Here is a 23319-nt window from a genome sequence, read left to right as displayed (position 1 = left end):
TTTCCGAGGAGGAGTCCGACCATGGCAACCGTGATCGCCAAGGCCGCCGATGGTGTCGGCGCGATGGACCACGCGGCGCGCATCGCGCATGTCTCCAAGTCCTTCGACGCTCCGGGCGGGCAGAACCTCGTCCTGGACGACATCACGCTCGACGTGGCGCCCGGCGAGTTCGTGACGCTGCTGGGCGCCTCCGGGTGCGGCAAGTCGACTCTGCTGAACCTGGTCGCGGGGCTCGACCGGCCGACGTCGGGCACGATCGACACGGAGGGCCGGCCGGCGCTGATGTTCCAGGAGCACGCGCTGTTCCCCTGGCTGACCGCGGGCAAGAACATCGAGCTGGCGCTGAAGCTGCGCGGCGTGCCCAAGGCCGAGCGGCGGGAGAGGGCCGAGGAGCTGCTGGAACTGGTGCGGCTGACCGGCGCGCACCGCAAGCGGGTGCACGAGCTGTCCGGCGGCATGCGCCAGCGGGTGGCACTGGCGCGGGCGCTGGCCCAGGACAGCAGGCTGCTGCTGATGGACGAGCCGTTCGCCGCGCTGGACGCCATCACCCGCGACGTGCTGCACGACGAGCTCACCCGGATCTGGCGCGAGACCCGCGTCTCGGTGCTGTTCGTGACGCACAACGTCCGCGAGGCGGTCCGGCTCGCGGAGCGCGTGGTGCTGATGTCGTCGCGGCCCGGCCGGGTGGCCCGCCAGTGGAGCGTGGACATCGAGCAGCCCCGCCGTATCGAGGACGCCGCCGTCGCGGAGCTCTCCGTCGAGATCACCGAAGAACTGCGTGGGGAGATCCGCCGCCATGGCCAGCACTGAGACGCAGAACGACCCCGGCACCAGGCGGGAGCGGACCCGGCCGGGGGCGAAGGACGCGGCCGACCTCGCGGGACTGGAAGCCGGCCTCGACGCGCTGGAGACCCGGCACACCGGGCGCGCCCCGCTGCGGCAGACCCTGGTGCGGAAGGTGCTGCCGCCGGTCGTCAGCGTCGTGCTGGTGCTGGTGGTGTGGCAGATCCTGGTGGCGGCGAAGGTCACCGACACGTACAAGCTGCCGGCGCCCTCGGCGGTGTGGGACGAGGTGTCCCAGGCCTGGCTGGAGGGCACCCTCTTCGGCTTCATCTGGACGAGCGTCTCGCGGGGCCTGCTGGGCTTCCTGCTCGCGCTGGTGATCGGCACCCCGCTGGGGCTGCTGGTGGCCCGGGTGAAGTTCGTCCGCGCCGGCATCGGGCCGATCCTGTCGGGGCTCCAGTCCCTGCCGTCGGTGGCCTGGGTGCCACCCGCGGTGATCTGGCTGGGGCTGAACGACTCGATGATGTACGCGGTGATCCTGCTCGGCGCGGTGCCGTCCATCGCGAACGGCCTGGTGTCCGGCGTCGACCAGGTGCCCCCGCTGTTCCTGCGGGCGGGCCGTACGCTGGGGGCGACGGGACTGCGCGGCACCTGGCACATCGTGATGCCCGCGGCGCTGCCGGGCTACCTGGCCGGCCTGAAGCAGGGCTGGGCGTTCTCGTGGCGGTCGCTGATGGCCGCCGAGATCATCGCCCAGTCGCCCGACCTGGGCATGGGCCTCGGCCAGCTCCTGGAGGCCGGCCGCACCAACAGCAGCATGCCCCAGGTGTTCCTGGCGATCCTGCTCATCCTGATCGTGGGGATCGCCATCGACCTGGCGATCTTCAGCCCGCTGGAGCGGTGGGTGCTGCGGAGCCGCGGGCTGTTGGTGAAGAACTGAACCGGCCTCGCCCCTGGCTCCGGCTATCGCTCTAGCCTTGGCCTTTGCCTGACCCCCTTCGGACCTTAAGGAAACGCGCCACTCCCATGCCCGACCCCGCACTGCTCGTGATCGCCCATGGCAGCCGTGATCCACGGCATGCCGCGACCGTGCACGCCCTGGTGGCCCGGGTGAGGGCGGCACGGCCGGGGCTCCGGGTCGCGACGGCGTTCCTGGACTTCAACCTGCCGTCGGTGCCCGCGGCGCTGGAGTCGCTGGCGGACGAAGGGGTGCTGGAGGTCGTGGCGCAGCCGCTGCTGCTGAACCGCGCCTACCACGCCAAGACGGACATCCCGGCCGTGCTGCGCCGGGCCCCCGGGCGCCTGCGCGTCCGGCAGGCCGAGGTGCTCGGCCCCTCGCCGCTGCTGACCGCGGCCCTGGAGCGGCGGCTGTACGAGGCGGGGGTGCGGCCCGGCGACCGGGCGTCGACCGGGGTGGTGCTGGCCTCGGCCGGATCCAGTGACCCGGAGGCGGTCGCGGCGGCGCAGGAGATGGCACGGCAGTGGCGGCGGGCCGGCTGGGGCGCCGCCCTTCCGGCGTTCGCCTCGGCCTCGGCGCCGCGCACGGCGGTTCCCGGCACCGCGGAGGCGGTCCGGCAGCTGCGTGCTTCCGGTGTCCGGCGGGTCGCGGTCGCCCCCTACGTGCTGGCCCCCGGTTTCCTTCCCGACCGTGTCGCCCGGGGCGCGGCGGACGCCGGTGCGGATGCCCTGGCGGGGGTGCTGGGGGCGGCGCCGGAGGTGGCGGAGGTGCTTCTGCGGCGGTATGACGCCGCGGGGGTGCCGGTGCTTGGGGTGCTCGGCGCGTGAGCGGTGCGTGCGCCGGGGCGGCGATCTTGGGGTGTCCGGCCTGCCACCGGTGGGGCTTTTTGCGCAGTTCCCCGCGCCCCTGATACCGGACCGCCCAGCCCCTTGCTGTGTCCTTCCCGACCCACCGCCGGTGGTGGTTGCTCGCGCAGTTCCCCGCGCCCCTGATACCGGACCGCCCAGCCCCTTGCTGTCTCTTTCCCGACCCACCAGCGGTGGTGGTTCTTCGCGCAGTTCCCCGCGCCCCTGATACCGGACCGCCCAGCCCCTTGCTGTGTCCTTCCCGACCCACCGCCAGTGGTGGTTGCTCTCGCAGTTCCCCGCGCCCCTACGGGCGCGGCCGGACCGTCAGGTGGCGGTCAGCTCGATGAGCTTGGCGACCGTGTTCCAGTTGCGGCTGGTGGCGGTGAGCCCCTTCGTGAGAGCCGGCCTGTTCAGGGCCTCGGCCAGGGGGGAGCGGCCCAGGCCGTTCGGGACGTAGAGGTAGAGGACGCGGTCGCCCAGGCGGAACTCCTCGGGGAGGTACGACTCCTGGTCGAGCGCCTCGAAGCGGGACGGCTCGACCGGCTCCGAGAAGAACGTGGCGTGGAGCTGCTTGCCCTGGAGGGTCGCGGCCGGGAACGGGCATGCACTCGACACCGCCCGCAGGTACTCCCCGTCGCGCACCAGACAGGCGACCGGGAAGCCGAACTGCTTCTCCAAGACGCGCTCCAGCTCCGCGGCCAGCTTCTGCTCATCGGCCTCGTCGCTGGTGAAGACGGCGTTCCCGCTCTGCAGGTACGTGCGTACGGCGCCGTGGCCGAGCCCTTCCATCAGGGTGCGCAGCTCGGCCATGGGCACCTGCTTGCCGCCCACGTTGATGCCGCGCAGCAGCGCCGCATAGGTCGTCGTCATGCCGACACCCTAGAGCCACGGCTCCGCCGCGCGGGCGGGATCGCCGACGGGAGCCCCGCGGGGCTCCCGGCTTACTCGGGGCGCAGCTGGGCCTCGATCAGGTCGGCGGCGCGGGTCGTGCCGCCCTCGTCCGCCATCCCCTCCCGGATCTCCGCCAGCCGCAGCGCCACCTCGGGGTCGCCGACCAGATCGAGGACGGCCTCGCGCAGCCGGTCGGCGGTGGCCTCCTCCTTCGGCAGGTGGCGGGCGACTCCGAGGCCCTGGAGGATGTCGGCGTTGCCGAACTGGTCGACGGCCTGCGGCACGGCGACCATCGGGGTCCCGGAGCCCAGGCCCTCCTGGCAGCCGCCGGCGCCCGCGTGGGTGACGAAGGCGTCGGCCTCGCGCAGCACCGCCCGCTGCGGCACCCACGGGTGCACCTCGACCCCCGGCGGGATCTCGCCCAGCTCGGCGGGGTCCACGTGCCGGCCGATCGACATCACCGTGTGCCAGCCGGGCAGGGTGCCGAACGCCTTGATGCACTCGCGGTAGAAGCCCGGCTGCTTGGTGAACGTCGAGCCGAGCGAGACCAGCAGCACCTTCTCGGCGTCGGCCGGCCGCTGCCAGTCGTCCTGCACGGCCCCCCGGTCCTCGCAGCTTCCCACGAAGGTGTAGACGGAGCGGTCGACCCGGTCGGCGTTCGGCTGGAGGGCCTTCGGGATGAGCACCAGGCAGCGGTCGGGGCGGCCCATGAAGTGCTCGACGTCGATGTCCACGCCGTTCTCCGCGAGCCAGCGGCCGAACGTGTCGTAGAAGGCCTTGCCCCGCGGCGTCTGCTTGAGCGGCTCGAACAGCGGCTTGCCCACCTCTTCCTCGTACCCCTCCCAGGCCACCATGTTCGGGGAGAGCTGGACGATCGGGACGCCCCAGCGGTGCGCGAGCACGCGGGCCGGGTAGGCGGTGATGTCGTAGAGCACCAGGTCCGGGCGGTCGTCGCGGAAGGCCTCGGTGAGCTGCGGGAGCGCCTGGAGGGCGTCCGCCAGGAACGGCTCGATGTGGTCGATCAGCTCGGTGCCCCAGTCGTCGGGGTCGTCGTCCGTCGGCAGCACCGAGTGCCAGACGACCGGCTGGGCGCCCGCCTCGGCGACCTTGTGTGCGAAGGACGGGGGGATCGCGTACGACACGCGGTTGCCCCGAGCGACCAGTTCCCTGATGACGGGGAGGCTCGGGTTCACATGCCCGTGCGCCGCGATGGAGAACATGGCGATATGGGGCTGTTGGGAGCCATTCCTACGGATCATGCCACTACCCTAACGAGACGATACGTCTCGTGCAAAGGAATTACGGAACGGCCGCACGAGTACCCGGACGGAATCCGGCACCGCCGCGTCAGCGCTGGTAGCGGGCCAGGACCAGGTTGCCGTCACGCTCCAGCCGGCGGCGGAGTTCGGCCATGCCGATGGCGCCGCTGTAGTACTCCTGGAGGGCGGGGGTGGCGACCTTGTCCTTCCACTCGGCGTACCCGCGCACCGGCTGGGCGGGCGCGGGGCGCAGGTGGGCGGCGAGCGCGGTGCCGGTGGACCAGCCGTACTCGGCGGTGCCCAGGGCCGGGTCGGCGAGGGCCCGCGTGCCCGTGGGCAGCATCCAGTCACCGCGGGCGAGCCGCACCATGTTGGGGGGCCGCAGCATGAACGCGACGAACTCCGCGGCGGCCTTCTTGTGGGGGCAGTCCGCCGAGACGGAGAGCGTCTGCGGGCTGACGCCCTGCGCGAGCCCGCCGGCCCCGGAGGGAGCGGGCAGCACCTGCCAGTGGAAGCCCTTGGGCGCCTGCTGGACGACCTGCTGCCGGTAGGAGAATCCGAGCGGCACCATCGCGTACTTGCCCGCGAAGAAGCCGGGCAGGGTGTCGGAGCCGCCCATGTCGAGGGGCGCGGCCGAGGCGCTGCGGTCCTCGGCGACCTGGTCGTGGACGGTCCGCGGGACGACCTCGTCGGCCGCCTCGAAGCGGATGGCCCACTTGCCGTCCGGCGCCCGGTGGAAGAGGCGTCCGCCGGTGGACAGGGCGAGGTTGAGCGTCGCCGAGACGGGCTCCTTCAGCGGCCAGGCGACGCCGTACCTGCCGGGCCTCCGGAGCCGTTCGGCGGCCCTGCGGAACTCCCCCCAGCTCCACGGGTGCCGGGGCGTCGGAATGCGCACCCCGGAGGCGCGCAGCAGATCGGAGTTCGCGATCAGCACCCGCGGTTCCTGGAGGAACGGCACCCCGTACACGCCGTCACCGAAAGTGGCCATGGACCAGCTGGGCGCCGGGATGTCGTCCTTGAGCGCCGCGGGCAGCAGCGGACGCAGGTCCGCGAGGTAGCCGCCGTACGCGAAGTCGGCAAGGTCGTCGGAGGCGTCATGGATGACGTCCGGTGCCTCGCCCCCCTCGAAGGACGTCAGAAGCTGATCGTGAACGCCGTCCCAACTGCCCTGGAGGTAACGCACCCGGATATCCGGATGCGCCGCGTTCCACTCGGCGACCAGCTCCTTGTTGGCCACAACGGACTCCCGCTGCCAGGCGAGCGACTGGAACTCCAGGGTGATCCGCCCGTCGCCGCCGCCCCCGGAGGAGGAACACCCACTCACAACAAGAAGCAGCCCCAGAACACCCCCACCCAGCCGCCCCCTGGCAAGGCCCACGCGAAACCACTCAACCAACCACCACAGCCCCGCACCCACCCGCCAACGGACGAGAAGCGCCCCGATCAGGGGCGCGAGGAACTGCGCAAACAACCACAACACACCCGCACCCAACCACCAAGAGACGACGAACACCCCCATCAGGGGCGCGGGGAACTGCGCGAACAACCACCGCACACCCGCACCCAACCACCGACAGACGACAAGGGCCCCTATCAGGGGCGCGGGGAACTGCGCAAACAACCACAACACACCCGCACCCAACCACCGACAGACGAGAAGCAACCCGGTCAGGGGCGCGAGGAACTGCGCAAAACGCACCCCCGGCACGCGAGCCGGAGCCGAACCCGCACCCGAGACCGGGACCGGAGCCGGAACCGGGGCGGAGCCCAGAGCCGAGGAAGACCGCACCCCGCACCACCGTCCGCCCCCGCGCCTGCGAGCCACTACCGCTTCACCGCCCCCGCCAACACCCCACTACTCACCCGTCGCTGGACAACCGCGAAGACGACCAGCGACGGCACCGTCGCCAGCAGCGCCGCCGCGGCGAGCGGCCCCAGGTCCGCTACCCCCTCCGCACCGAGGAAGTGGGTGAGCACGACGGGCAGCGTCTGCCTCCCGGGCGTCTTCATCAAGACCAGCGCGAAGAAGAACTCGTTCCAGGCGCTGACGAAGGCGAAGAGCCCCGTGACGACCATGCCGGGCCCGAGCAGGGGCGCCGTGACCGAGAGCAGGGTCCGGCCCCGCCCGGCGCCGTCCACGGCCGCGGCCTCCTCCAGCTCCACCGGGACCGCGCGGACGTACCCCACCAGCATCCACAGCGTGAACGGCAGCGCCCACACCACGTACACGAGGACGAGACCGGGCAACGAGTCGATCTGGCGCAGCTCCTTCAGGACCAGGAACAGCGGGATGATGACGAGCACGAACGGAAAGGCCTGGCTGACCACCACCCAGCCGCTCGCGGCGCGGGTGAGCCAGGTGCGGCGGCGCGCCATCACGTACGCCATCGGGGTGCCGACGGCGACCGCGAGCAGCGCGGCGCAGGCGGCCACGAGCAGGGAGTTGAGCCCGGCGCGGAGGAGGGGCTGCTCGTCGAAGGCCTGCCGGAAGTTGGCCAGCGTGGGGTCTGTGGGGATCCAGTCGGGGTGCAGGCTGCCCAGTTCACGCGGCGACTTGAAGGCCGTGGAGACGAGCCAGAGGAAGGGGAAGGCGAGGAAGACCAGGTACGCGAGGAGCGCGAGGTACTGGCCCGCACGGGCGGGCCGGAGCGCTGAGGCGCCGCCGCGGGCAGGCCGCCTGCCGCCTGCCCGACGTCCCTCTCGCCCCCCGTACACGGGCCGCCGCTGCCGCCGCCCGCTCACCGCTCGTCGCCGCCCCTCAGCCGTCCCGCCAGGTAGCAGGCGAGGAGCACCGAGACCGCGGCGACCATGACGCAGCCCATGGCGGCGGCGTACCCGAACTGCCCGTACCGGAACGCCTCCTCGTAGGCGAAGAGCATCGGCAACCGGGTGCGCCCGCCGGGGCCGCCGCCCGTGAGCACGTACACCAGGGCGAAGGAGTTCAGGTTCCAGATGAAGTCGAGCGAGGTGATGGCGAGGGCGATCGGGCGGAGCGCGGGCCAGGTGACGGTGGTGAACCTGCGCCAGGCCCCTGCCCCGTCCATCGCGGCGGCCTCGTGCAGTTCGCGTGGGGTGTTCGTCAGGCCGGCGAGCAGCGCGACCGTGGTCTGCGGCAGGCCGGCCCAGACGGCGACCAGGACCACGGCGGGCAGGGCGGTGCCGAGGCCGGCCAGCCAGTCGTGGCCGCCACCGAGGCCGAGGCGGCGCAGGGTCTCGTTGAGGACGCCCGCGTCCGGGTGGTAGACGAGCCGCCACATGAGGCCGACGACGACCTCCGGCATCGCCCAGGGGATGAGGACGAGCGCGCGGGTCAGCCAGCGCAGCCTGAGGTCCTTGGCGAGCAGGAGCGCGAGGCCGAGGGCGAGCAGGAACTGCGGGGCGGTGACGAGGACGGCCCAGGCCAGGCCGGTCCGGAAGGACTCCCAGAAGAGCGTGTCGTGCAGCAGGTCCCGGAAGTTGAGCGCTCCCACCCAGCGGGTCGGCTCGGTGCGGCCGGACTGGGCGTCGGTGAAGGCGAGCCCGATGGCGCCCAGCAGCGGGCCCACGCTCAGCACCAGGATGGGCAGCAGCGCGGGCAGCACGAGGAACCAGGTGCCGTGGTCGGCGGGGCGCCGCGTGTCCTGCCGCTGCGGCGCGCCCCGGGCCGGCCGCGTCATCGCGGTCGCCAAGGTCACGGATTCGGCTCCTTAGGGGTGCCCGGGTCGCGCGGCCTGGCACCGCACCTCGCCGCGTTGCCGAAAAGCCCTGGTAGCTCCTCCCCCACTCTCGGCTTCGCTCGCGCGGGGGGACCCCCATCAAGGACTCTCCGGCGCCTTGCGATGCTCCCCCACAGCCTGAAAGACGTGGGTGGGGGTACCTCCCACGCCCGTTCAGGGCAGTGGGGGAGTAACCCCAGCACCAGACCACGCGACCTATCGGACGCTCGTAGTGCAAGGACCCCTTAGGGCCTGGCCTTGCGCGCGTCCGGCTCGCCGGTCGGGCGGTGCCCGGCCGACCCGGTGGAGTTCGACATGGTGCTGACACCGGAGTGCGGCGTCAAGGCGGCGTGAGCCGGTTCGCACCGGGCGGCCGGCCCCGGATCGCCGGGGAGCTGCCCCCGGATCGCCGAGAGGCTGCCCCGGTCCGGCCCGAAGCTGGCGGCCCGAAGCGGACAGCACGGAGCGGGCGGCCCGGACCCGCCGGGGCAGGCGGGCGGGTCAGACCTGGCCGGCGGGTCCGGGCCGCCCGGCCCTCAGAGCTCCACCAGCACCTTGCCCCGGCCGGCCCCGTCCTCGCCGAACAGGCTCTGGTACGCCTCCGGGATGGCGTCGAAGCCGCGGTGGACGGTCTGGTGGTGGACGATCTCGCCGCGGCGGACCATGCCACCGAGGTCCGCGTGCAGAGCGGTCCAGTTGGGCTCGGTGAACCACTCCAGGGAGAAGATGCCGCGGATGGTCGTGCGGGGGAACATGATGTGCGGCAGGAGCCGGGGCCCCGTGTGGTCGCCGCCGACCTGGCTCGCCCACTGCCAGCACACCGCCACCCGGCTGTCGACGTTGAGGCGCCTGAACACGGCGTCGGTGAACGCCCCGCCGAGGCTGTCGAAGTACCGGTCGACGCCGTCCGGTGCCGCCTTGTAGAGGGCCTCGGCGACCTGGTCGGGGTCGTCGCCGTGCCGGTAGGTGATGACCGTGTCGAAGCCGAGGTCCTCCAGATGCCGCACCTTCCGCGGTGAGCTGGTGGTGCCCACCACCTGCGCACCGGCGCGCCTGGCCAGTTGCCCCACGAGGGAGCCGACCGAGCCCGACGCGCCGCTGACGACGACCGTGTGACCGGGCCTGACCTCCAGGAACTTCGTCATCGCGCCCCAGGCCGTCATGCCGGGCCCGCCCATCACCCCCAGGGCCGTGGAGAGCGGCAGCGCCTGGTCGTAGCGTCGCGGATCGAGCTTCCGGTAGGCGGGGAAGACCATCGGGAAGGTGCCGGTCTGCCACGGCTTCGGGCTGCCGTCGTCGATGACGTGGCTGCGCCAGCCGCCGAAGCCCTGGACGAGGTCGCCGGCCGCGAAGGCGGCGCGTGGCCCGGCCCGCACCACCTCCATGATCGAGTCGGCGCCCATGTGGTCTCCGAGCGGGGTGTCCAGTGCGATGCCGTGCAGGTACGGGTCGACGGAGACGTACCGCGTCCTGAGCAGCATCTCGCGCTCCCCGAGGCTGACGTCGACCTCCTCCACGACCTTCTGGTAGATCCGGCCGGCGTCGGGCACGCCGTCGGCGTGCTCGCGCACCACCCATTTCGCGATCTCCACAGGAAGTTCCCTCACCTCGTCGGCGGCGCCGACCGGGGGTGGTGCCGCCCACCTCGCTGCCTGGTCCTGCTCCGATGATGCCCATCAGGGTGCGCCCGTGGGGCCCGGACCACCGGCGCTCCGGTTCGCACGAGTGGCGCACGGCCGCACACGTCTCACTCCCGCGGGCCCGGTGCGCCGGATCGCGATGGGCCGTCAGCCCTGGTGGCACCGGCCCGACGCGCATCACGGGAGCCGTGGTGATTTGTCGTATGTATACGCGTGAACCGGCCGGTGAAGAGATTGCGTTGAGCACGGATCAGTACCGGTGCGGGCGGCCGAACCCGCTCGGCAGCGGATCACCCGTCACCCACACCGCCGCGACCCCCGTCGGGCGGAACCGTCCATGCGCCGTGGCGGCGCGCCAGGAGATGCCATGTCTGTCGTCAGCGGCTCCGCAGAGGTCCGCGGCGTTCCCTCGCCTCCCTCGCCTCCCCTGCACCGCGTGAGTTTCCCGGCGGCGGCCCCGCCCCGCCCCGTCACGCTGCCGAACAGCACGCCGGCCTGGCTGGTGACGCGGTACCAGGACGTACGCAGGGTGCTCACCGACCCCCGGTTCGGGCGCGCGGAGTTGTACGCGGACGACGCTCCGCGGGCAGGCGGCACGCCGAACGTGGCCGACACGCCGGCGTCCATGTTCAACCAGGACGGCCCCGACCACCTGAGGCTGCGCCGCACCGTGCAGCACGCCTTCACGCCACGGACCGTGGAGGTCTGGCGGCCGTGGGTGGCCTCCGTGGTCGAGCAGCTGATCGACGACCTGGTGGACGCCGGGCCTCCGCTGGACGTCGTGGCCGCCTTCACCCACCCGCTCCCGTTCACGGTCATGAGCCGCCTGATGGGCCTGGAGGAGCTCCAGCCGGAGCAGCTGCGGCACTGGGCCCGGTACGCGTTCGCGAACGACACCCCCGCCACCGGGGAGGAGGCCGAGGTGGGGGCCGAGTTCCGGGAGTTCGCGGCCGGTCTGCTGGGGGACCGGCGAGGCCGGCCGGGTGACGATCTGGTGAGCAGCCTGGTCCTCGCCGCCGACGAGGACGGCGGCATTCCCGAGGAGCAACTGGTGCACCTGGTCTGCGGCCTGGTCGCGGGCGGCAACGACAGCGCCACGGCCTCCATCGGCAACGCCCTGGTGTACCTGCTGGGCGAGCGGCGGGAGAACTGGCCCCGGCTGGCGGACGCGGACCTGGCCGAGACCGCTTCCGAGCGGCTGCTGCACAGCATCCCGATCGGGGACGACGAGAGCGGCACCCGCCGTGCCGCCGAGGACGTGGAGATCGGGGGCGTGACGATTCCGGCGGGGTCGGTGGTCGCGGTGAGCTTCGGCAGCGCAAACCGCGACCCCGCGGTCTTCCCGCCCGAGCGGGCCGGTGACCTGTTCGCGCCGCTGGAGGCGCCCACCATGGCCTTCGGGGCGGGGCAGCACTTCTGCCTGGGTGCCTGGCTGATGCGCACTCAGCTGCACCTGTCCCTGCACCGGCTCGCCGCCCGCCTTCCCGGCCTGCGGCTCACCGAGCCCGTCCAGTCCATCGTGTGGCACCGGAGCACCACCCGCAGCCCGCTGAGGCTGCCGGTGGCCTGGTGAGGTGACCTGGTGGCCGACGGCCCCCGGTAGGCGCCCGGTCACCGGCCTGCCGTCGGCCTGGTGGCCGCCGGCCGATCAGCTCACCGGGTGGTGCGCGGTGGCCCACAGCCCGTAGAGCGCGAAGGTGCTCGCCACCGCGCCCAGCCCCCAGGAGACAACCGGGTTCGCGCCCTTGCGGACCGCGTACCGCGGATAGACGGCGAACACGATGAGCTGGCTGACCCAGAGCGCGAACAGCGAGGGCTTGATGAGGGCCTCGTAGAACTCGTCCGGGTCGATCAGGCTGATCGGCGCCACGACCACCAGCGGTACGGCCAGCCAGAGCACGATCTTGGGTATCGGCGCCGCCGTCAGCGCGTGCAGCAGCCGGCTCAGCGCGAGGTACTCGACGAGCATCACGCCGACCACGCTGACGGCCACGCCGGTGCCGACGGCCACCGCCAGCCAGTGCCCCGCGAAGACCCTGGCCACGGACATCCCCGGGATGGGTGCCTGCGCGAACGCCGGGTTCGCCGCGAGCGGGAAGACGGCGGCGACCACCCCCACGGCGGCCAGGAGGTACCCGCCGCTCATCGCGCGCCGCACGGTCCGCGCCGGGCGCACCACCTCGCCGCCCAGGAACAGCGGCAGGCTGCCGCAGATGTACAGCAGCGCGGTCTGCGCGACGGAGACGGCGAACGGGCCCTTGGGCGCGCCGGCGGCGAAGGACCCGAGCGGCGCGGCATGCCCGATGCCCACGCCGGCGAGCACGCCCACCAGGGCCATCTGCCCCACGGCCAGCACGGCGGTGACGGCCAGCGTCGCGGTCCTGCCCGCCAGCATCACGACGGCCAGCGCCACGGGGATCGCGACCTCCAGCCACGGCTGGTACGGCCGCACCCCGGGGAAGACCGCCGGAAGAGTGTCGTAGACCACCGAGGCGGTCGTGTACAGCAGGTAGAGCAGATAGCTGAGGATCCAGATACCCGCCTGCACCAGCGCGACCCGGCGCCCGGCGGCCGCCTCCACGAAGGAGAACAGACCGCCGGACGTCGAGATCTCACGCCCGTACCGCAGCCAGATGGCCATCGGGAAGGCGAAGACGACCGCCGCGGCGAGCGCGGAGAGCCCTGCCGAGGCCGTGGCGTCCTCCATGATGGCGGGCGCGTACAGCGCGGCGAGGGCCAGGGGCCCGCCCAGTGAGGCGATCACCACGGCGAGGAGCCCCCAGGGCCCCACGGACCGGCTGAGCGCGGGTCGTGCGGTGCCCACAGCTGCTCCGTCGCCCCTTACCGGGCCCGCTGCGGTGTCGCTCACCCCCAGCCGCCACCGGCGCTGGAGCCGCCGCTGCCGCTACCGCCACTGCTGCCGCTGTCGCTGTCGCTGTCGCCGACGGAGCTGCCGGACGCGCTCTTGGTGATCCGGTGCCCGCTCGGGGACAGCACGTACCACTTGCCGCCCTCGTCGTCGAGGCCCTGCCCCTTGGCGTCGCCGGCCTTCTTGTCGTCGGCGAAGTAGTACAACGGGTGCCCGTGGTAGACGACCTGGGAGGTTCCGTCGCTGCGCTTGGCCGTGGTCAGGTCCGAGGCCGTCACTCCCGCCCCGGCCTTGGGCGCGCCCTTGGCCGTCAGCGGCGGCCACTCCGCGGCACAGGTGCCGTTGCAGGTGGGCTTTCCGTCGGAGTCGGCCGCGAAGAGGTAGAGGGTCTTGCCCGAGCTGTCGGTGAGGAACGTGCCCAGGTCACCGCTCATCGCCTTGACGCCGGTGGCCGCCCCGGCCCCGCTCGACGAGCCGGAGCCGGAGCCGGAGCCGGAGCTGGAGCCGGAGCTGGAAGGGGACGAGGCCGGGGTGCTGGAACCGCCCGACGCGTTGTCGCCGGAGGTGCTGGAGCCGCACGCTGTGGCCAGAGCGGCCACGGCGACGCCGGCGATGCCGATCCCCGCCTTGGTGGAGAACTTCCGCTTGCCGCGGATGGTCATGGTGCCTCCGTTTCGGAGCAACTTGCTGTTTGCCTGCGTGCGCGCGCTCTGGTCACCGGTACGGGGCACAGCGGCGGGTTGCTCAATGCGGCCGGATATGAGAGAGGTCACATGGCGGGCAGAGCGGGCGGAGCCGGGGTGGCCTGGCCGGCGCCCAGCGGGCTCGCGGGCGGGTGCGAGACTGGCCGGCGCGGACCGGGCTCCGCGGCGGTGCCGCGGAAGCGCCCGGCCGTGCAGGTCACAGGACCGGGCCGGGCAGACCCGGAACCGGTCCCGGAGCGCATCGGGAGGCAGCAGGTGGACGAGGCGCGGGCGCGCGAGGTGCTGGCGGCGGCCGGAGGGCTGCCCGCCGGGGCGGCGGCGGGGGCCCGACTGCTGGCGCTGGGCGAGAACGCGGTGTTCGCGGCCGGCGACGTGGTGGTCAAGGTCGGCCGGAGCGCCGAGCTGCTGGAAAGGGCGCGGCGGGAACTGCTCGTGGCCGGCTGGCTCGCCGCCGCCGAGGTTCCCGCGGTACGCGCCGCGGAGCCGGAACCGCTGCTGGTCGACGGGTGCCCGGTCACCGTCTGGCGCCGGCTGCCCGAGCGGGTGCGCCCGGCCGGTCCCGCGGACCTGGCGGTGCTGCTGAGCCGGGTACACGCCCTGCCGGCGCCCCCGTTCGAGCTGCCGCGGCGGGAACTCCTCGGTGGCGTCGAGCGCTGGCTGCGCCTCGCGGGCGCGGCGATCGACCCGGCCGACGCAGCGTATCTGCGCGAGCGCCGCGACGGCTTCGCCTCGGCGGCCGCAGCGCTCACCCCGCACCTGCCGCCGGGCTCCATCCACGGCGACGCGCTGCCACGCAACGTCCACGTCGGCCCGGACGGCCCGGTCCTGGTCGACCTGGAGACGTTCTCCTCGGACCTGCGCGAGCACGACCTCGTGGTGATGGCGCTCTCCCGCGACCGCTACGGGCTCGGGGACACCGCCTATGAGGAGTTCACCACCGCGTACGGCTGGGACGTGCGGGAGTGGGACGGGTGCGGGGTGCTGCGCGGCGCGCGGGAGACGGCGAGCTGCGCGTGGGCGGCCCAGCACGCCCCCGCGAACCCCAAGGCCCTCGCGGAGTTCCAGCGCCGGGTGGCGTCCCTGAGGGAGGGGGACGAGACGGTGCGGTGGTATCCGTTCTGAGTCGGGTCAGCGGCGCACCGGGATGACCGTGCGCCCGCTTGGGGTCCCGCGGGAATGGGCTGACGGAGGCCGTCCCACGGCGGTCGCTGCCCGTAAGGGACAGCCTCAGCCCGCCGTCCGCGTGGACCCCTCCGCCGTGGACCTCTCCGCCGTGGACCCGGCGTCCGGGGCGGGGCGCGGGTGCGGGGTGCGCAGGGGCGCCGTGCTCGCGCGCGGGATGAGCCGGGTGGGCAGGACGCGGTGCCTGGCCGGGTCGGCGTCGGGGTCGTCGATGAGCGAGCGGGCCAGCTCGCCGGCGGCGCGGCCGATGTCCTCCGCGGGCTGGGCGATGGTCGACAGCTGCATCCACTCCGCCATCTCGTGGTCGTCGAAGCCGAGCACGGACACCCGGCCCGGCACGTCGAGGCCGGCGCTGCGCAGCACGCCCATCACCTCGATGGCGACCTGGTCTATCTCCGCGAAGATCGCCGTGGGCGGCTCGCGGAGGCCGAGCAGCCCGCCCACCGCCTCCTCGGCTCCCCGTCTGCCGCTCGCGAGGACGTCCACCACCAGCTGCTCGTCCAGGCCGATGCCCGCCTCGGCGAGCGCCTCCCGGTAGCCGAGGAACCGCCGCTGGGAGCTGAACGAGAACCCGGACGGGCCCCGCGCCGCGTGCACGTAGGCGATCCGCCGGTGGCCCAGGTTGACGAGGTGGCGCACCCCGGCCCGGGCGCCCGCGACATCGTCGACGTAGACGCTGGCGCGGCCCGGTGCCTGCTGGCTGACGTAGACGATGGGGATGCCGAGGTCGTCGAGCCGGGCGCTCTCCTGCTCGGTGAGGTCGAAGGAGACCACGAGGAGCGCGTCGGCGTTGCGGCGGGCCGGGAGGCGGTCGAAGAACGCGGCGCGCTCGGCCAGGTCGGAGACGCTGTACACCAGCAGGTCGAGTCCGGTGCCGAGGAGCACCTCGCCGAGTCCCGAGAGCGCCGCGCCGACGAACCAGGACTTCAGCGTGGGCACCAGCACCGCCACGGCGCCGGTCTTCCCGGTGACCAGCCCCGAGGCCTGACGGGAGATCACGAACGACAGCTCCCGGGCGGCCTCCTCCACCCGGCGCCGCGCGTCCGGCGAGACCGTGGACAGCCCGCGCAGGGTGCGCGAGACCGTGGAGACGGAGACTCCGGCGCGCTGGGCCACATCGGCCATGGTCGGATGGCGCTGAGCGGGCGGCATGGCGGGAAATTAACACACCGTTGGCCCCTCGGGTACGCCTTCGTGACAGCGCTGTCTCACAGGAGACCGGCGACCTGGCCGGTTCCCTCCCGGCCTCCTCGCGCCGCGACTCCCGGGCCCCGGAGCGGACCGCAGGAGGTCGTGGCATACGCGCGTGTCGTATACCGGCCATCCTCCCGCCGCCGAACGGGGCAGGGAAGACGTCCCCGGGCGGCTTCTTGGTGCGGCTCATCCATTGACACCCTGCTCGGGGCCTCCTTAGCGTGCAAGCGTTGTCATAGTGCAAGCCGTCCTCTCCTGACCCGGAGCGCCTTGTCATGCCGCCATGCCGCAGACCTCCCACGGCCGCCGGTCGCGGGGCGGCGCCAGTCGCCGCCGGGCACACCGTGAAGGAGTCCCTGTGACCGAGCACGCCGCACCGGACATGTCGTCCCAGGATCCCGACTGGTGGCGGCAGGCCGTCGTCTACCAGGTGTATCCGCGCAGCTTCGCCGACGCCGACGGGGACGGCATCGGCGACATCCCCGGCATCACCGCGCGCCTCGGCCATCTGGCGACGCTCGGCGTGGACGCGCTGTGGCTGAGCCCCTTCTACCCGTCGGAGTTGAAGGACGGCGGCTATGACGTCGCTGACTACCGGGACGTCGATCCCCGGCTCGGCACGCTGGACGACTTCGACACGATGGTCGCCGAGGCGCATCGGCTGGGCATCAAGGTGATCATCGACATCGTGCCCAACCACTCCTCCGACCAGCACGTCTGGTTCCAGGAGGCGCTGGCCGCCGGGCCCGGCTCGCCGGCCAGGGACCGGTACGTCTTCCGCGACGGACGCGGCGACGGCGGCGAACTGCCGCCCACCGACTGGGAGGCCAACTTCGGCGGCAGCGTCTGGCAGCGGGTGCCCGACGGGCAGTGGTACCTGCACCTCTTCGCCCCGGAGCAGCCGGACTTCAACTGGGCGAACGAGGAGGTGCGCGCCGACTTCCGCACCACCCTGCGCTTCTGGTCGGACCGGGGCGTGGACGGCTTCCGCATCGACGTCGCCCACGGCCTGACGAAGGACCTGGCGGACCCGCTCCGCGACCTCGGCCCTGACCAGCACAGGGGGTTGCAGAACGAGGTGCCGGACGGCACGCACCCGTACTACGACCGCGACGAGGTGCACGACATCTACCGCGACTGGCGCAAGGTCCTCGACTCGTACACGCCGCCTCGGATGGCCGTGGCCGAGGCGTGGGTGAAGAACGCCCGCAGAGTGCTGTACACGCGGGCCGACGAGCTGGGGCAGGCCTTCAACTTCGAGTACCTGCAGACGGACTGGTCGACCGTGAAGCTGCGGGAGGTGATCGCCACCTCGCTGGAGACCGCGCAGGCCGCGGGGGCCTCCGCGACCTGGGTGCTCTCCAACCACGACGTGGTGCGGCACGCCTCCCGCCTCGCCCTGCCGGCCGGCACCGACCTGGGTGCCTGGCTGCTGTCGGACGGCACCGAGCCGATGGCGGACCCCGCGCTGGGGCGGCGCCGGGCCCGCGCGGCGACGCTGCTGATGCTGGCGCTGCCCGGGTCCTCGTACCTCTACCAGGGGGAGGAGCTGGGGCTTCCGGAGGTCGCCGAGCTGCCCGCCGAGGTCCTGCAGGATCCGGTGTGGGAGCAGTCGGGGCGCAGCCGCAAGGGCCGCGACGGCTGCCGGGTGCCGCTGCCGTGGACCCGCTCGGGGCCGTCGTACGGCTTCGGCCCCGGGGGCGCCTGGCTGCCGCAGCCCGCGGTCTTCGGGCCGCTCTCGGTCGAGGCGCAGGAGGGTGTGGAGGGCTCCACGCTGGAGCTGTACCGCTCGGCACTGCGGCTGCGCCGCAAGCTGCTCGGCGACGAGACCCTGACGTGGGTTCCGGCGCCGGATGACGTCCTGCACTTCGTCCGCTCCTCCGGTTGGCACTGCCTGACGAATCTCTCCGCGACCTCCGTGCCGCTGCCCGCCGGGGATGTGGTGCTGGCGAGCAGCGAGGTCGCGGGCAGCAATCTGCCGCCCGACACGACGGTGTGGCTCCGCGCGGCGGACCACTGAGACCCGGCGGATCAGGCGGATCAGTGGGACACCGCCTCGGTGGGGCACCCTGAACGACGCGGGGTGCCCCACCGCGGACCGGACCCCAGGGCCCGCCCGCCGCGACTCCACGCCGTGGCCGGCGGCGACCACGGCCTCTGAGGTGGCCCGCCGCGGCTCGCCCCGTGGGGCACCCCGTCTCCGCTCGGACGCGAGTGCCCGGCCCGGCCGGTCCCGGGCCCGGCCGCCGCGGGCCGTCAGGCGGCCGGGTCGGCGAGTTCCCGCAGGGGCCAGCGGCCGTCTGTCACCGCTGTGGCGTCGCCCTGGCGGCGGAGGTAGGCCTGGAAGTCGGCCGCGCGGTGGGCCGACCAGCGGATCTGCCGGCGGTGCAGCTCCGCGGCCGGCAGGGCGGCGACCTTGGGGTGCCGGGCGGCTATCGCACAGGCGAGCCGGGCAGCGGCCAGGGCGTCGGCCGCGGCGTCATGGGCGCCTTCCAGCGGCACGCCGTACTCGGCGCAGACCGCTTCGAGGGTGCGCTTGCCACGGCGGTAGCGGTCCACGGTGCGGTCGATGGTGTACGGGTCGATGACCGGGGACGGGTCGGCGCCGTCCAGCCGGTCCCGGAGCGAGGGCAGGCCGTGCCTGCGGAGTTCGGCGGCGAGCAGGGTGAGGTCGAAGGTGGCGTTGTACGCGACGACCGGAGTGCCGGTCCGCCAGGCGTCGCACAGGACGCTCGCCATGGCGTCGGCGACCTCGTCGGCCGGCCGGCCCGTGGCCGCGCGTGCGTCGCTGATGCCGTGCACCGCCGTCGCCTCCGGGGGGATGGGGACGCCCGGGTCGGCCAGCCACTCCTTGCGGCCGAGCGGCCGGCCGTCGCCGATCTCGATCACCGCGCCCGTGACGATCCGGGCCCGGGCCGGGTCCGTCCCCGTGGTCTCCAGGTCGAAGCCGATGAGCAGTTCCGTGTGCCAGGCCATGCGTCCCCCTCGTGTGGTTCCCGACAGTCGGTCCCCGACAGCGCCCTCGCCCCGCGGGCGGGCCCACACTCCCGCCCGGCGGCAGCCGCCGCGATGCCGCCGCTTGGGCGGCACGCCACAGCGGCGCGCGAAGGCCTCCGGCACGCGCCTGACGTGGTGCGTCCCCGAGTGATTCCACCTTCGCACGGGCCACTGACAATCAGATGACGGCATTCCGCTTGTGCCGGGAGCCGCCGGGCCGCGGCGGACGGGATGTCAGGAGACCGGCGGACGTGAGGAGACCGGGCGGACGTCGGAAGGCGGGGCAGACGAAAGGACACCGGCCAGACGTCAGGAGACCGGCCGGGAGTCGGACCAGGCCTGCTCGAACTCCTCGCGGTAGGTCGCGAACAGGCTGCCCTCGGGCACGGAGGCGGCCTCCCCCGGCTTCACCAGCCGCCCGCCGCCGCGCAGCACGAAGACGGGTGTCTCCATGCCGCGGGACTTGCGCAGGTAGGACTGGACCACGGCCACGCCGTCCGCGCCGTCGCCGTCGACCAGGTAGGCCGTGAAGCGGGGCGTCTCGTCGAAGACGTGGATCTCGAAGGCGCCCGGGTCGCGCAGCCGGGCGCGCACCCGCCGCATGTGCAGGATGTTCATCTCCACCGTGCGGCTCAGCTCGCCCCGCTTGAGGGAGAGTTCGCGCTCGCGGCGCTTGACCGCGCTGCTCGCGGGGTTGAGGAAGAGCAGCCGCACCCGGCAGCCGGACTCCCCGAGCCTCATCAGCCGGCGCCCGGAGAAGTTCTGCACCAGGAGGTTCAGGCCTATCCCGATGGCGTCGACGCGCCGCGCCTCGCCGAAGATGTCCTCGGCCGGGAACTGCCGCAGCAGCCGCACCCGGTCCTGGTGCACCCCGACGACGTCCGCGTACCGGTCGCCCACCAGGTCCTCGACGGCGTCGATGGGCAGCCGCCGCGCGGAGGGCAGGTCGGAGCCGGCGCCGAGGATCTCCAGCAGCCTTGCGGAGGCGCGCTCGGCCTGCGCGAGGACGGTCTCGGACAGGGCGCGGTTGCGGGAGACGACGTTCCGTGCGACCTCCAGCTCGTCCAGGGCGAGCTCGACGTCGCGGCGGTCGTCCACGTAGGGCTCGAAGCAGGGCCAGTGCTGGACCATCAGCTCGCGGAGCTGCGGGAGCGTCAGGAAGCTGACGACGTTGTCGTCGGCGGGGTCCAGCAGGTAGCCCTTGCGGCGGCTCACCTCGCGCACCGCGACGGCCCGCTGCACCCACTCCTGGCCCGCGGGCCCGGCGGCCGCGACGACCCAGTCCTCCTCGCCGTGCACGGGCTCGTAGATGGGGCGCAGGACGGCGGCGACGACGGCGCGCAGCCGCTGCTCGACGAGGTTCAGCCAGATGTAGGCGCGGCCGGCGCGCTGGGCGCGGGTGCGCACCTCGCTCCAGACGTCGGCCCCCCAGTCCAGTTCGGGGCCGATCTGGGCGCCCATCTCGACCGGCCGGGCCAGGGACACGCCAGCGGGTGGGTTGTCCGTGGAGCTCCCCTCGTGACCATCCTCACCAGGGGGCAGCTCCAGCCCTCCCGAGCTCACCCGCGCACCGCCTTCCGCTCCCCCGAGCCCCGCCCCGTTCAACGATCAAGGAAGGGTACTCCGCGAGCGGCGGGCGGTGCAGCCGGAAGTGCACCCTCTTTTCTCAACTCCCGCCCTCGGCGTGGCCGTTCCCGTGAAGGGCACGTGACCGGGTGAGCGGTCCTCACTGTAGTCCCCCCGCGAGGCCGCTCGGACGACCCGGGGGGCCGTGGCGGAGCAGGGGCGCGGAGGGGGTCCGGCGGTGCCGCAAAGATGATCGTCCGGTTCTCTTTTTGATCGTTTTCTTCGATCCCCAGGCGACTCCCGCGCCCCTTCCCGACGCCTTCGGGGGCATGCCGGCCACGACCGGCGCCGGTCCGGAAACCGGAACGCCGGGCACCGCCGGAAAAGGGGCCCGCGGACCGCCCGGCGCCGCTCCGGGCGCTCGCGGAGGCCCGCCGGCGTCGCCGAAACGTACGATTCCGTTCCGCCGGCCGTGTGCGGATGGGTGGTCATACCGCCTGTGCGGCCGATTTCGTAGGACGTCCGGCCGCTTTCCGGGAGACTCTGGGCGCAATGGCCCCAGGGGCCGGGAGCGGAGGGCTCGTATCCATGCAGGTCTGGCCTGGACAGGTGTACCCCCTCGGCGCCACGTACGACGGCGCCGGGACCAACTTCGCGGTCTTCTCGGAGACCGCCCAGCGTGTCGAGCTGTGCCTGCTCGCCGACGACGGCACGGAGACGGCGGTGGAGCTGCGCGAGACGGACGCGTTCGTGCGGCACGCCTACCTGCCCGGGATCATGCCGGGGCAGCGGTACGGCTTCCGGGTGCACGGCCCGTTCGCACCCGAGCGCGGCCTCCGGTGCAATCCGGCGAAGCTCCTGCTCGACCCGTACGCGCGTGCGGTCAGCGGCCAGGTCTCCTGGGGCGAGGAGGTGTACGACTACCCGTTCGGCGCCCCGGACCGGCGCAACGACATGGACTCCGCGCCGCACACCATGACGTCCGTCGTCGTCAACCCGTACTTCGACTGGGGCGACGACCGCCCGCCGCGCACCCCGTACCACCGCACGGTGATCTACGAGGCCCATGTGAAGGGCCTGACGATGACGCACCCGGCGCTCCCCGAGGAGCTGCGCGGCACCTACGCGGCGCTGACCCACCCCGCGATCCTGGAGCACCTCACGGAGCTGGGGGTGACGGCGCTGGAGCTGATGCCCGTACACCAGTTCGTCAACGACCACCGGCTGGTGGAGATGGGCCTCAACAACTACTGGGGCTACAACACGATCGGCTTCTTCGCCCCGCACAACGCCTACGCCTCCTGGGGCGACCGCGGACAGCAGGTGCTGGAGTTCAAGTCGGCGGTCCGCTCCCTGCACGAGGCGGGCATCGAGGTCATCCTGGACGTGGTCTACAACCACACCGCCGAGGGCAACCACCTGGGGCCGACGCTGTCGTTCCGCGGCCTGGACAACACCTCGTACTACCGCCTCACCGAGGACCCCCGGTACTACATGGACACGACAGGCACCGGGAACTCCCTGCTGATGCGCTCGCCGCACGTCCTCCAGCTGATCATGGACTCGCTGCGCTACTGGGTCACCGAGATGCACGTGGACGGCTTCCGGTTCGACCTGGCGGCGACGCTGGCGCGGCAGTTCCACGAGGTGGACCGGCTGTCGTCGTTCTTCGACCTGGTGCAGCAGGACCCGGTGGTCTCGCAGGTCAAGCTGATCGCCGAGCCCTGGGACGTCGGCGAGGGCGGCTACCAGGTGGGCAACTTCCCGCCGCTGTGGACCGAGTGGAACGGCAAGTACCGGGACACCGTGCGCGACCTGTGGCGGGGCGAGCCGCGCACCCTCGCCGAGTTCGCCTCCCGGCTGACCGGCTCCTCCGACCTCTACCAGGACGACGGCAGGCGCCCGCTGGCCTCCATCAACTTCGTCACCTGCCACGACGGCTTCACCCTGCACGACCTGGTCGCCTACAACCACAAGCACAACGAGGCGAACGGCGAGAACAGCCGGGACGGTGAGAGCCACAACCGGTCGTGGAACTGCGGGGAGGAGGGCGAGAGCGACGATCCCGCCGTGCTGGAGCTGCGCGAGCGGCAGATGCGGAACTTCGTCGCCACGCTGATGCTCTCCCAGGGCGTGCCGATGCTCAGCCACGGGGACGAGTTCGCCCGCACGCAGCGCGGCAACAACAACGCCTACTGCCAGGACGGCGAGCTGACCTGGGTGCCCTGGGAGGACGGCGACCCGGAGACCCGGGAGCGGCGTCTCGCCTTCACCCGCGCGATGGTCTGGCTCCGCCGCGACCACCCCGTCTTCCGCAGGCGCCGGTTCTTCCACGGCCGGCCGGTGCAGGGCACCCACGACGACCTCTCCGACATCGCCTGGTTCACCCCTGAGGGTGAGGAGATGAAACGGCGCGACTGGAGCGCGGCACAGGCCAGCGCCCTGACGGTGTTCCTGAACGGGAACGCCATCTCCGAACCGGGACCGCGCGGGGAGCGGATCAAGGACGACTCCTTCCTGCTGATGTTCAACGCCTCCCCGGAGCCGCTGGAATTCGTCGTGCCGGTCAACCACGGCCACCAGTGGGAGGTGGTCGTCGACACGGCACGCTCGGACGGCATCCGGCCCGGCACCGGCCCCAAGGTGAAGGCCGGCGACCGCCTGGCCCTGGTCGACCGCAGTCTGACGGTGCTCCAGCGGCCCGCTTGAGGGGGCGGCGAGGTGCTCTGAGGA

Annotated in this window: 18 protein-coding genes; 7 read left to right on the top strand and 11 right to left on the bottom strand. The window is 72.9% G+C overall.

The window, feature by feature from the left end:
* Positions 1-21: 21 nt before the first annotated feature.
* The 3 genes from Sm713_RS32095 to Sm713_RS32085 all read left to right on the top strand — a co-directional run bounded on the left by Sm713_RS32095 (position 22) and on the right by Sm713_RS32085 (position 2568).
* Positions 22-810 carry an ABC transporter ATP-binding protein gene (locus Sm713_RS32095; RefSeq protein WP_212913476.1) on the top strand — a complete coding sequence of 263 codons (789 nt, stop codon included), beginning with the start codon at positions 22-24 and terminating at the stop codon, positions 808-810.
* Positions 797-1723 carry an ABC transporter permease gene (locus Sm713_RS32090; RefSeq protein ID WP_212913475.1) on the top strand — a complete coding sequence of 309 codons (927 nt, stop codon included), beginning with the start codon at positions 797-799 and terminating at the stop codon, positions 1721-1723. The genes Sm713_RS32095 and Sm713_RS32090 overlap by 14 nt, the downstream gene beginning before the upstream one ends.
* 86 nt (positions 1724-1809) lie before the next feature.
* Positions 1810-2568 carry a sirohydrochlorin chelatase gene (locus Sm713_RS32085; RefSeq protein WP_212913474.1) on the top strand — a complete coding sequence of 253 codons (759 nt, stop codon included), beginning with the start codon at positions 1810-1812 and terminating at the stop codon, positions 2566-2568.
* Positions 2569-2913: 345 nt separating this feature from the next.
* Here the strand turns inward: Sm713_RS32085 and Sm713_RS32080 are convergent, their stop codons facing one another.
* From Sm713_RS32080 to Sm713_RS32055, 6 genes are all read right to left on the bottom strand, one after another.
* Complete coding sequence (locus Sm713_RS32080) at positions 2914-3459, bottom strand: DUF1697 domain-containing protein (protein WP_212913473.1); 546 nt, start codon at positions 3457-3459, stop codon at positions 2914-2916.
* Positions 3460-3530: 71 nt separating this feature from the next.
* Positions 3531-4739, bottom strand: a complete 1209-nt coding sequence (gene mgt, locus Sm713_RS32075) for a macrolide-inactivating glycosyltransferase (protein ID WP_249416826.1) — start codon at positions 4737-4739, stop codon at positions 3531-3533.
* A gap of 88 nt (positions 4740-4827) precedes the next feature.
* Positions 4828-6063, bottom strand: coding sequence for an ABC transporter substrate-binding protein (locus Sm713_RS32070; protein WP_374196097.1), 1236 nt, complete (start codon positions 6061-6063; stop codon positions 4828-4830).
* 500 nt (positions 6064-6563) lie between these two features.
* Positions 6564-7343 carry a carbohydrate ABC transporter permease gene (locus Sm713_RS32065; protein WP_249417078.1) on the bottom strand — a complete coding sequence of 260 codons (780 nt, stop codon included), beginning with the start codon at positions 7341-7343 and terminating at the stop codon, positions 6564-6566.
* Positions 7344-7477: 134 nt separating this feature from the next.
* Complete coding sequence (locus Sm713_RS32060; RefSeq protein ID WP_212914985.1) at positions 7478-8395, bottom strand: carbohydrate ABC transporter permease; 918 nt, start codon at positions 8393-8395, stop codon at positions 7478-7480.
* A 575-nt stretch (positions 8396-8970) separates the two neighbouring features.
* Positions 8971-10026 (bottom strand): NADP-dependent oxidoreductase, encoded by a 1056-nt coding sequence (locus Sm713_RS32055; protein WP_212913471.1) that lies wholly within the window; start codon positions 10024-10026, stop codon positions 8971-8973.
* Between the two features lie 415 nt (positions 10027-10441).
* Between Sm713_RS32055 and Sm713_RS32050 the strand changes: the two genes are divergently transcribed.
* A complete protein-coding gene (locus Sm713_RS32050; protein WP_212913470.1) occupies positions 10442-11647 on the top strand; it encodes a cytochrome P450 in 1206 nt (401 codons plus the stop codon).
* Between the two features lie 75 nt (positions 11648-11722).
* On the opposite strand, the gene Sm713_RS32045 is transcribed toward Sm713_RS32050, so the two are convergent.
* Positions 11723-12898: an APC family permease gene (locus Sm713_RS32045; protein WP_212913469.1), complete on the bottom strand. Its 1176-nt coding sequence runs from the start codon at positions 12896-12898 to the stop codon at positions 11723-11725.
* A 41-nt stretch (positions 12899-12939) separates the two neighbouring features.
* Positions 12940-13605: a hypothetical protein gene (locus Sm713_RS32040; protein WP_212913468.1), complete on the bottom strand. Its 666-nt coding sequence runs from the start codon at positions 13603-13605 to the stop codon at positions 12940-12942.
* A 297-nt stretch (positions 13606-13902) separates the two neighbouring features.
* On the opposite strand from Sm713_RS32040, the gene Sm713_RS32035 reads away from it, so the two are divergent.
* Entirely contained in the window at positions 13903-14769 is an 867-nt protein-coding gene (locus tag Sm713_RS32035; RefSeq protein ID WP_212913467.1) for an aminoglycoside phosphotransferase family protein, read from the top strand.
* 105 nt (positions 14770-14874) lie between these two features.
* On the opposite strand, the gene Sm713_RS32030 is transcribed toward Sm713_RS32035, so the two are convergent.
* Positions 14875-15981 (bottom strand): LacI family DNA-binding transcriptional regulator, encoded by a 1107-nt coding sequence (locus Sm713_RS32030; protein WP_308293203.1) that lies wholly within the window; start codon positions 15979-15981, stop codon positions 14875-14877.
* Between the two features lie 424 nt (positions 15982-16405).
* On the opposite strand from Sm713_RS32030, the gene Sm713_RS32025 reads away from it, so the two are divergent.
* Entirely contained in the window at positions 16406-18043 is a 1638-nt protein-coding gene (locus Sm713_RS32025) for a glycoside hydrolase family 13 protein (protein WP_249417076.1), read from the top strand.
* A gap of 236 nt (positions 18044-18279) precedes the next feature.
* On the opposite strand, the gene Sm713_RS32020 is transcribed toward Sm713_RS32025, so the two are convergent.
* Both Sm713_RS32020 and Sm713_RS32015 read right to left on the bottom strand, forming a co-directional pair.
* A complete protein-coding gene (locus Sm713_RS32020; RefSeq protein WP_212913465.1) occupies positions 18280-18999 on the bottom strand; it encodes an exonuclease domain-containing protein in 720 nt (239 codons plus the stop codon).
* A gap of 330 nt (positions 19000-19329) precedes the next feature.
* Positions 19330-20583 carry an SAV2148 family HEPN domain-containing protein gene (locus Sm713_RS32015; RefSeq protein ID WP_212913464.1) on the bottom strand — a complete coding sequence of 418 codons (1254 nt, stop codon included), beginning with the start codon at positions 20581-20583 and terminating at the stop codon, positions 19330-19332.
* A gap of 591 nt (positions 20584-21174) precedes the next feature.
* Between Sm713_RS32015 and glgX the strand changes: the two genes are divergently transcribed.
* A complete protein-coding gene (gene glgX, locus Sm713_RS32010) occupies positions 21175-23295 on the top strand; it encodes a glycogen debranching protein GlgX (RefSeq protein ID WP_212913463.1) in 2121 nt (706 codons plus the stop codon).
* Positions 23296-23319 lie beyond the last annotated feature (24 nt).

It is taken from the genome of Streptomyces sp. TS71-3 (genome assembly GCF_018327685.1).
Classification (GTDB): domain Bacteria; phylum Actinomycetota; class Actinomycetes; order Streptomycetales; family Streptomycetaceae; genus Streptomyces.
Note: the sequence above shows the minus strand (reverse complement) of the source record. Positions and strands in the feature narration are given on the sequence as shown.

What these genes read in the sequence shown, in the direction of transcription:
- Sm713_RS32095 (WP_212913476.1), top strand. Translation starts at nt 22, where the DNA reads ATGGCAACCGTGATCGCCAAGGCCGCCGATGGTGTCGGCGCGATGGAC.
- Sm713_RS32090 (WP_212913475.1), top strand. Translation starts at nt 797, where the DNA reads ATGGCCAGCACTGAGACGCAGAACGACCCCGGCACCAGGCGGGAGCGG.
- Sm713_RS32085 (WP_212913474.1), top strand. Translation starts at nt 1,810, where the DNA reads ATGCCCGACCCCGCACTGCTCGTGATCGCCCATGGCAGCCGTGATCCA.
- Sm713_RS32080 (WP_212913473.1), bottom strand. Translation starts at nt 3,459, where the DNA reads ATGACGACGACCTATGCGGCGCTGCTGCGCGGCATCAACGTGGGCGGC.
- mgt (WP_249416826.1), bottom strand. Translation starts at nt 4,739, where the DNA reads ATGATCCGTAGGAATGGCTCCCAACAGCCCCATATCGCCATGTTCTCC.
- Sm713_RS32060 (WP_212914985.1), bottom strand. Translation starts at nt 8,395, where the DNA reads ATGACGCGGCCGGCCCGGGGCGCGCCGCAGCGGCAGGACACGCGGCGC.
- Sm713_RS32050 (WP_212913470.1), top strand. Translation starts at nt 10,442, where the DNA reads ATGTCTGTCGTCAGCGGCTCCGCAGAGGTCCGCGGCGTTCCCTCGCCT.
- Sm713_RS32040 (WP_212913468.1), bottom strand. Translation starts at nt 13,605, where the DNA reads ATGACCATCCGCGGCAAGCGGAAGTTCTCCACCAAGGCGGGGATCGGC.
- Sm713_RS32030 (WP_308293203.1), bottom strand. Translation starts at nt 15,981, where the DNA reads ATGCCGCCCGCTCAGCGCCATCCGACCATGGCCGATGTGGCCCAGCGC.
- Sm713_RS32025 (WP_249417076.1), top strand. Translation starts at nt 16,406, where the DNA reads ATGTCGTCCCAGGATCCCGACTGGTGGCGGCAGGCCGTCGTCTACCAG.
- Sm713_RS32020 (WP_212913465.1), bottom strand. Translation starts at nt 18,999, where the DNA reads ATGGCCTGGCACACGGAACTGCTCATCGGCTTCGACCTGGAGACCACG.
- glgX (WP_212913463.1), top strand. Translation starts at nt 21,175, where the DNA reads ATGCAGGTCTGGCCTGGACAGGTGTACCCCCTCGGCGCCACGTACGAC.